The sequence below is a fragment of the Agromyces humi genome, from assembly GCF_009720255.1.
In the GTDB taxonomy this organism is placed as follows: domain Bacteria; phylum Actinomycetota; class Actinomycetes; order Actinomycetales; family Microbacteriaceae; genus Agromyces; species Agromyces humi.
Genome location: NZ_WJSP02000159.1, coordinates 1 through 8,173 on the forward strand (window position 1 = coordinate 1; position 8,173 = coordinate 8,173).

The 8,173-nt window shown below is 71.7% G+C and carries 8 protein-coding genes; 4 read left to right on the plus strand and 4 right to left on the minus strand.

The genetic code is table 11. The features are described 5' to 3' along the window. The coding region (locus tag GH736_RS13060) for an alanine dehydrogenase (protein ID WP_235934162.1) at nt 1-601 on the plus strand (601 nt) is incomplete at its 5' end. A gap of 9 nt (nt 602-610) precedes the next feature. Here GH736_RS13060 and GH736_RS13065 read toward each other — a convergent pair. After that, the gene (locus tag GH736_RS13065; protein ID WP_159603949.1) at nt 611-919 is read right to left on the minus strand and encodes a rhodanese-like domain-containing protein; all 309 of its coding nucleotides are present in this window, start codon (nt 917-919) and stop codon (nt 611-613) included. A 139-nt stretch (nt 920-1,058) separates the two neighbouring features. Between GH736_RS13065 and GH736_RS13070 the strand changes: the two genes are divergently transcribed. Next, on the plus strand, nt 1,059-4,820 hold the full coding sequence (locus tag GH736_RS13070; RefSeq protein WP_159603951.1) for an AAA family ATPase: 3,762 nt from the start codon (nt 1,059-1,061) through the stop codon (nt 4,818-4,820). A gap of 284 nt (nt 4,821-5,104) precedes the next feature. Here GH736_RS13070 and mscL read toward each other — a convergent pair whose 3' ends face one another. The 3 genes from mscL to GH736_RS13085 are packed head-to-tail and all read right to left on the minus strand — an operon-like array spanning nt 5,105 to nt 6,586. Then, complete coding sequence (gene mscL, locus GH736_RS13075; RefSeq protein ID WP_159603953.1) at nt 5,105-5,578, minus strand: large conductance mechanosensitive channel protein MscL; 474 nt, start codon at nt 5,576-5,578, stop codon at nt 5,105-5,107. Between the two features lie 35 nt (nt 5,579-5,613). Beyond that, entirely contained in the window at nt 5,614-5,979 is a 366-nt protein-coding gene (locus GH736_RS13080) for an FmdB family zinc ribbon protein (RefSeq protein WP_159603955.1), read from the minus strand. A 28-nt stretch (nt 5,980-6,007) separates the two neighbouring features. After that, nucleotides 6,008-6,586: a 5-formyltetrahydrofolate cyclo-ligase gene (locus GH736_RS13085; RefSeq protein WP_159603957.1), complete on the minus strand. Its 579-nt coding sequence runs from the start codon at nt 6,584-6,586 to the stop codon at nt 6,008-6,010. Nucleotides 6,587-6,660: 74 nt separating this feature from the next. Here GH736_RS13085 and galU point away from each other — a divergent pair, with 74 nt between their 5' ends. Both galU and GH736_RS13095 read left to right on the plus strand, forming a co-directional pair. After that, nucleotides 6,661-7,560, plus strand: a complete 900-nt coding sequence (gene galU, locus GH736_RS13090) for a UTP--glucose-1-phosphate uridylyltransferase GalU (protein ID WP_159603959.1) — start codon at nt 6,661-6,663, stop codon at nt 7,558-7,560. A 3-nt stretch (nt 7,561-7,563) separates the two neighbouring features. Beyond that, nucleotides 7,564-8,173, plus strand: a 610-nt coding sequence (locus GH736_RS13095) for a GNAT family N-acetyltransferase (RefSeq protein WP_159603961.1), incomplete at its 3' end; no start/stop codon positions are given.

Below are 8,173 nucleotides of genomic sequence, written 5' to 3' on the forward strand. Positions count from 1 at the left end.
GGCGAAGGTCGTGGTCATCGGCGGCGGCGTCGCCGGCGAGCAGGCCGCGGCGACGGCGCTGGGCCTCGGCGCCGACGTCACGGTGTTCGACATCTCGCTGCCCAAGCTGCGCGAGCTCGACGCCCGCTACGACCACCGCATCAAGACGCTGGCCTCATCGCCCTACGAGATCGCGCGCCAGCTGAAGGACGCCGACCTCGTGATCGGCGCGGTGCTCGTGCCCGGCGCGGCGGCGCCGAAGGTCGTCACCGACGACATGGTCGCGGGCATGAAGCCGGGTGCCGTGCTCGTCGACATCGCGATCGACCAGGGCGGATGCTTCGAGGGCTCGCACCCGACGACGCACGCCGAGCCGACCTACCGGGTGCACGACGCCATCTTCTACTGCGTGGCCAACATGCCCGGCGCGGTTCCCGCCACCTCGACGCCGGCGCTCACGAACGCCACGCTGCCGTACGCGCTGAAGATCGCCGACCTCGGCTGGGAGGAGGCGCTGGCCGCGGACCCGGCGCTCGCGCTGGGCCTGAACGCCACCGCCGGCCGCCTCGTCAACGAGGGCGTCGCCGCCGCGCACGGGCTGGAGCTGCAGGCCGCGCGCTGATCGCGGCGCTCAGGCGTCGTCGGCCACGGTGACGGGCAGTCCCGCGCGGTACCACCCGACGATCCCACCCGTGACGTTGACGGCGTCGAAGCCCTGGGCCTCCAGGTACTGCGTGGCCTGGGCGCTCCGTCCGCCGACGTGGCACAGCACGTAGACCGTGCGATCGCGCGGCACCTCGCCGATGCGCTCCACGAGCGACCCGAGCGGGATGTGCTGCGCGCCGTCGATGCGGGCCCGCACCACCTCGTCGGGTTCGCGCACGTCGAGGATGTGGGCACCGTCGACGGCGTGCACCTCGGCAGGGGTGGTGGTCTGCATCGGGACTCCTTCGAGTGGGCGCGCGAGCGGTGGTGGTTCGTCGGGGCATCCGAACACAGCAGCATACCGGGGGTGTCGAAACGCCGCCGGAACCGGCGATGCTCCCTCGATTCCGTGCGAAGCCACGTATGGTGTCCGTGTGTGGCGGCTCGATCGGAACCATGACGAGGAGGACCTCCTCGGGTCCGAGTCGGATGCCGCCGCGGAGCAACTCACCCCGGATCCTATGCGACACGACACCACGAGCCCTGACGGAGTCAGCCTCGGCGACCCCGAACTCGTCGCCGGCAATGTTGCGGAGCCCGCGTGGCACCGCTGGCGCACCGAGCTCGCGGAGGTCGGCGGGCGGTCGCCGCTCGTGCGCTTCGTCGACACCCCGCGCACCCGCATCGAGCTGTCCACGACGCATCCGGGCGGCCTGCCGCAGTTCATCACCGGCAAGTCGACCCTGCTCTCGAGCCTCATCCGAGACGAGCTCGCCCTGCGCAACGCGCGCCTCGCGGCTGCGGAGATCACGCAGAAGGGCATCGAGCTCCGTTCGGTGCGGGGCATCGAGTCGGTGCACCTCGCGATCGGGCTCGCGTCGTGGCGCAACGCCGGCGAGGAGTACCTCGCGCCCGTGCTGCTCCGCCCCCTCGCGATCCGCAGGTACGGCCGCGACTTCGAGCTGAAGCTCAAGGGCCAGCCGTTCCTCAACCCGGCGCTCGCGCGCGAGCTGCGCGAGCAGTTCCAGATCACGCTCGACGCCGACGCGTTCGTCGCCCTCGCGATCACCAACGGGGTCTTCAAGCCGCAGCCCGTGATCGACCGCCTGCGCGGTCTCACCTCGCACCTGCCGTGGTTCCATGTCGCGCCACGACTCGTGGTGTCGGCGTTCGCCGAGGTCGGTCCGGCGATGGCCGATGACGTGCGACGGCTCGATCATCCGGTCATCGACGCCATCGCCGGCAATGCGGCCGCGCGCGCATCGCTCGCCGAGCAGGGCGAGCGCGCCCGACCCGTGCCGCAGGACCAGCGCCCGCCGTCGACCGATCACCTCCTCCTCGACGCCGACCCCGAGCAGGAGCAGGTCGTCGCCGAGATCGAGTCGGGCTCGTCGCTCGTCGTCAAGACACTGCCGGGCACCGGCGGCACCCAGACGATCGTCAACGCGATCGGGGCCCTCGTCGCCAAGGACAAGCGGGTCCTCGTGGTCGGCGCACGTCGTGCGAGCCTCGACGGCATCGCGCACCGGCTGGGCCAGGTCGGCCTGGGCGGTGCCGCGGTCGCCACGGCGAGCCTCCGACGCGACCTCATCCAGGCGATCTCCCGCAACGAGAAGGCCGAGCAGCCGCGGGTCGCCGACGTCGACGACGCGCTCGTACGTCTCCGCAAGGTGCTGCTCGACTACCGCACCGCCCTCACTCGCGACGACCCCGAGCTGCACGTGTCCGTGCTCGACGCCCTCGGGGAGCTCGCGAAGCTGGCGCAATTGCCCGAATCGCCATCCACGACCGCCCGGCTCGACCATGCCTCGCTCGTGGCGCTCGCCACCGACCGCGACCGCGTCGCCCACGACCTCGCCCGGGCCGCCGAGCTCGGCGAGTTCCGCTACGGCCCCGGCGATTCCCCGTGGTACGGGGCGTCGTTCACCTCCTCCGACGAGGCGACGCACGCGCACGACCTCGCGAAGCGGCTCGACGCCACGGAGCTGCCGCGTCTGCTCGAGCGCGGGCGGGCCCTCATCGCGCAGACCCGGCTCCGGCCGTTCGAGTCGGTCGCCGAGCTCGGCGTGTTCCTGCGCCTGCTCCTCGACGTGCGCGAGACGCTCGACCGGTTCCAGCCGTCCGTGTTCGACCGTCCGCTCGGCGAGCTCATCGCCGCCACGTCGGCCCGCCGCGACTCGCCGGGCATGTCCGGTCCCAATCGTCGTCGCCTGCGCCGCCTGGCGCTCGAGTACGTGCGCCCCGGGGTGCACGTCACCGACCTCAACGGGGCGCTCCGCGGCATCCAGCAGCAGCGCACCCTGTGGCAGCGCTATTCCGAGGCGGGCGCCATCCCGAGCGTGCCGGTCGGCATCGACGACGTGCACGTCGCCTTCCGCACCGTCGCCACCGACCTCGCCGCGCTCGACGCGCCGCTCGGGGTGGTGGGCACGCCCCGCCAGCTCGCCGCCAGCCCGGTTCGCGAGCTCCTGTCCGACCTGCGCGGCCTCGCGGCGGAATCCGAGGTGCTCACGAACCTCCAGGAGCGCACGGCCGTGCTCTCGCGCCTGCGCGAGCTCGGCCTCGACCCGCTGCTGCTCGACCTCGCCAAGCGCCACGTGCCGGAGCGCGCCGTCGCCGCAGAGCTGGAGCTCGCCTGGTGGCAGTCGGTGCTCGAGTCGATGCTCGCGGGCGACAAGGCGCTCCTCGGCGCGAACACGACGGTGCTCGACCGGCTCGAGGGCGACTTCCGCCTCGTCGACGAGGCGCACGCGTCAGCGGCCGGACCGCAACTGGCGTGGCACCTCGCCGAGAACTGGAAGGTCGCGCTCGTCGACCATCCCGACGAGGGGCAGCGCCTGAAGCGGATGCTCCGCGGCGACCGCGTGCGCCCCGCCGCGCTGCACGCCGAGACGCCGCACCTGTTCCGCACGCTCGCGCCGATCTGGCTGGCATCGCCCTACGAGGTGCCCGAGATCGACGACGCGATCCCGTTCGACACGGTCGTGCTCGTGGACGCGGGATCCACGACCATCGCCGAGAACCTGGGCGCGATCCGGCGCGCGCGCCAGGTCATCGCGTTCGGCGACCCGGTGACGCAGACGCCGACCGTGTTCGAGACCGGCATCGACGACTCGGAGCCCGGCTCGGCCGGCACCACCGAACACGGCGTCGACGCGCTGCACGCCGACTCCGCGCTCGCCCGGCTCGGCGAGCTGCTGCCCACGCTCACCCTCACGCGGAGCTACCGCGCCGGCGGGGAGGACCTCGCCGAGCTCGTGAACCGGCGGTTCTACGCCGGACGCATCCAATCGCTGCCGTGGGCGGGCAGCTTCCTCGGCCACGGGAGCCTCGGCCTCCACTACGTGCGCGGGAACGGGCTCCCCGACGCCGTCACGGGCACGGTCGAGAGCATCGACTCCGAGGTCGCGAAGGTGGTCGAGCTCGTCATGGACCACGCCGTGAAGCGGCCGCGGGAATCGCTCATGGTGATCACGGCGAGTGCCCGCCACGCGGCGCGCGTGCACCAGTCGGTGCTGGCGGCGTTCGCCAAGCGCACCGACCTGTCGGACTTCATCCTGAAGGACCGTGCCGAGCCGTTCACGGTGCTCACCCTCGAGCAGGCCGTGGCGCAGAGCCGCGATCGCGTCATCTTCTCCGTCGGCTACGGCCGCACCCCGCACGGGCGGCTCCTGTCGAACTTCGGGTCGCTGGGTGAACCCGGCGGCGACCGCCTCCTCGCCGTCGGCATGACGCGCGCCCGCCGGTCGATGGACCTCGTGTCCGCGTTCCGGCCCGAGGACATCGACGAGGAGCGCCAGTCCCACGGGGTGCTCGCGCTCGCCAACATCCTCAGCCAGACCGAGGAACGCGCCGCCGCCGCCGTCGACGGCGAGGCCGGGGCGTCGATGCTCGCCGACCTGGCCGCACGGCTCGCGCGCCGCGGCATCCGGGTCAGCGTCGACCATCGCGGCAGGCTTCCGCTCGCGGCCGCGCACGCCGGCAAGGCGGTCGTGGTCGAGACCGACGAGGCGTTCGAGGGCCTCAGCCTGCGCGAGTCACTGCGGCTTCGGCCCGACGTGCTGCGCCGGCTCGGCTGGCACTACCTCAGGGTGCACAGCTTCGAGCTCTTCGGCAATCCCGAGGCGGTCGCCACCCGCGTCGCCACCGTCCTCGGCAAGCCCGAGGCCAGTCCGGCGGATGCCGCGGCCAGCTGATGCCCGAGGAGCCCAGGCAGCGCGTGGAGCGCGCCGGCGGGAAGTCGCGCCGCGCACGACTCACTCCGGCCCCGGGGTCGGACCCGTCGCCCGAGCAGCCGGCAGCGACAGGAGCGGACGAGCCGCCGGAGCCCAAGCCGCCGCGCGGTCGCCCGAGCCCTGACGACGAACGGATCACGAGGGAGCGCCCGCCGCACTGGTGACCGGGACGACGTCGCGCCGACGGCGGCGTCGCCGAGGCGGTGCGGAGCGGTGCGAAGCGATGCCGAGCGGGAGACGCCTGACTATTCCGCGTGCTTGCCGGAGGTGGTCGCCCCGACCGGTTCCGTGCCGCCCGCGGGCAGGACGCGGTCGCGCTCGGCCAACAGGTCCCGGATCTCGGCGAGCAGCGTGATCTCGTTCTCGGGCTCGTCGGCGTCGGGAACTCCGGCATTGCGCTTGGCCGCGGTTCGATCCTTCAGGTGGTTCATCGGCATCACGAAGACGAAGTACACGACGGCCGCGACGATGGCGAAGGTCAGGATCGATCCGAGCACCGCGCCGAACTTCACGTCGGCCGTTCCGCCGTCGAGGGTCGGGATCGACCAGACCAGCGCCGTGTCGAGGCTGTCGGCGCGGAAGATCGCGCCGATCAACGGGTTGATGAGGTTGTTCACGATCGAGTTCACCACGGCGGTGAACGCCGCGCCGATGACGACGGCGACCGCCAGCTCGATCACGTTCCCGCGAAGGATGAACTCCTTGAACCCCTTGAGCACGCCGCCTCCTCGATCTGCGCCCCGCGCGGGCACGCCTAGGCCACGCTAGCCGACGAGCCCGATCCGGTCGATTTCGCGCTGCCCGACGCTCCCGACGAGCCGGTCGAGCCCGAGGACCCCGAGCCCGACGACCCCGAGCCCGAGGACCCCGAGCCCGACCCCGATGACGCGGTGCCCGACCCCGAGCCGCCCGACGCGGCATCCGACTTCCCCTTCGCCCCGTCGGCGCGGGAATCGGTGCGGTAGAAGCCCGAGCCGTTGAAGGTCACGCCGATGGTGTTGAAGAGCTTGCGCAGGCGACCCCCGCACACCTCGCACACGGTGAGGGCGTCGTCGGTGAAGGCCTGGTGGATGTCGAAGGCGTTGTCGCACTCGGTGCAGCGGTAGGAATACGTGGGCATGTGACTCTTCCGGATCGTGGTGCGCCGCTCAGAACGCGATGATGCGCGTGGGGGTGACGATGCCGTTGACGGCCTGGTCGTGCACCTCGCGCGGCACCCGCTCGACGAACTCGCTGTCGAAGACGACGGCGTACACCGGAGGACATTTTCCCATCGAACCGAGGGTCTTGTCGAAATAGCCCCGGCCCCAACCGAGGCGCATGCCCGTGACGTCGACCGCGGCGGCCGGCACGAGGATGAGGTCGACGTCGTTGATCGCCATCGGGCCGAGCAGCTCGCCGACCGCCTCGGGCACGCCGTGCAGGCCCTGCGTCTCGACCTCCTCCTCGCCGACGGTCCAGTCGAGCAGGCCGTCTTCCCGGGTGATCGGGAACAGCACTCGGATGCCGCGGGCCTCAGCCCAGTTCACGAACGGACGGGTGTCGGGCTCGGTCGGCATCGAGAGGTAGCACGACAGCGACTCGGCGTCGGTCGACCCGACGAGTTCCTGCAGACGGGCGGTGAATCCCTCGGTCGCGAGCTCCCGCTCGTGCGCCGGCATGTTCCGGCGGCGCTCCCGGAGCTCCGCACGCAGCACGCGCTTCTGGACGTCCGGATCGTCGGGCATGGCAGACATCCTAGGACGACGACGACTCCGCGTCGGCCCTGCGCCGTGTCGCGACATCCGGTTACGCTGTCGGCATGACTCAACGGATCACGAAGGCCGTCATCCCGGCCGCGGGCCTCGGCACGCGATTCCTCCCGGCGACGAAGGCGATGCCCAAGGAGATGCTCCCGGTCGTCGACAAGCCCGCGATCCAGTACGTCGTGGAGGAGGCCGTCGCGGCCGGCCTCGACGACGTCCTCATGATCATCGGTCGCAACAAGAACGCGCTCGCCAACCACTTCGACCGCGTCGCCGAGCTCGAGCACACGCTCGAGGAGAAGGGCGATGGCGCCAAGCTCTCGACGGTGCAGGAGTCGAGCGACCTCGCCGACGTGCACTTCGTGCGCCAGGGCGATCCGAAGGGCCTCGGTCACGCCGTCCTGCGCGCGCGCAAGCACGTCGGCGACGAGTCCTTCGCGGTGCTCCTCGGCGACGACCTCATCGACGCCAGGGACCCGCTTCTGACCCGCATGCTCGACGAGCACGACCGGCGCGGTGCGACGATCGTCGCGCTCCTCGAGGTCGATCCCGACTCGATCCACCTCTACGGCGCGGCCGCCGTCGAACCCACCGACGACCCCGACGTCGTCCGCGTCACCGGGCTCGTGGAGAAGCCAGCGAAGGACGTCGCGCCGTCGAACTATGCCGTGATCGGGCGCTACGTGCTGAAGCCCGAGGTGTTCGACGTGCTCGAGCGCACCGAGCCGGGAAAGGGCGGCGAGATCCAGCTGACGGACGCGCTCATGGAGATGGCGGCCGACGTCGAGGGCACCGGCGGCGTGTACGGCGTGGTGTTCCGCGGCCGACGCTACGACACCGGTGACAAGCTCGACTACATCAAGGCGGTCGTGCAGCTCGCGGCGGACCGCGACGACCTCGGTCCCGAGCTGAGGCCCTGGCTGGTCGACTACGTCGCCGGCTTCGGCCGGAGCTGACCCATGGCGACGGCCGCGATCCCCACGCTGCGTGACGGGGACGTCACCCTGCGGCCGATCCGCGCGCGCGACGCGAAGGCGCTCGAGCGCGTGCTGCTCGACAATCGCGGCTGGCTCCGGCAGTGGGAGGCCACGTACCCGGGCGGCGGATCGTTCATCGACACGCGCGCGAGCATCCGCAACCTCCTCGCGCATGCCCGCACCGGCCATGCCCTGCCGTTCGTCATCGAGCTCGACGGAGAACTCGTGGGGCAGCTCAACGTGTCGTCGATCACGTTCGGCTCCCTGTCGTCGGCGACGATCGGCTACTGGGTCTCGCAGTCGGTCGCCGGCCGCGGGATCACGCCCACCGCGGTCGCGCTCGCCACCGACCACTGCTTCTCGGTGCTGCGCCTGCACCGCATGGAGATCTGCATCCGCCCCGAGAACCAGCCGTCGCTCCGCGTCGTGGAGAAGCTCGGGTTCCGATACGAGGGGTTGCGGCGCCGGTTCAACGGCACCCTCGAGGTGCGGCTCCTCGTCGACGGCGAGGTCGTCCGCACGGCCACCGGCCCCGAAGGCGGCGCGCTCAACTGGCAGTCGTGGGACGTCTCCGAGTTCGCCGGTCGTGACG

Bases quoted from the DNA above. Each gene is read 5' to 3' on its own strand.
- GH736_RS13065 (WP_159603949.1), bottom strand. From the start codon at position 919: ATGCAGACCACCACCCCTGCCGAGGTGCACGCCGTCGACGGTGCCCAC.
- GH736_RS13080 (WP_159603955.1), bottom strand. From the start codon at position 5,979: ATGCCCACGTATTCCTACCGCTGCACCGAGTGCGACAACGCCTTCGAC.
- GH736_RS13085 (WP_159603957.1), bottom strand. From the start codon at position 6,586: ATGCCCGACGATCCGGACGTCCAGAAGCGCGTGCTGCGTGCGGAGCTC.
- galU (WP_159603959.1), top strand. From the start codon at position 6,661: ATGACTCAACGGATCACGAAGGCCGTCATCCCGGCCGCGGGCCTCGGC.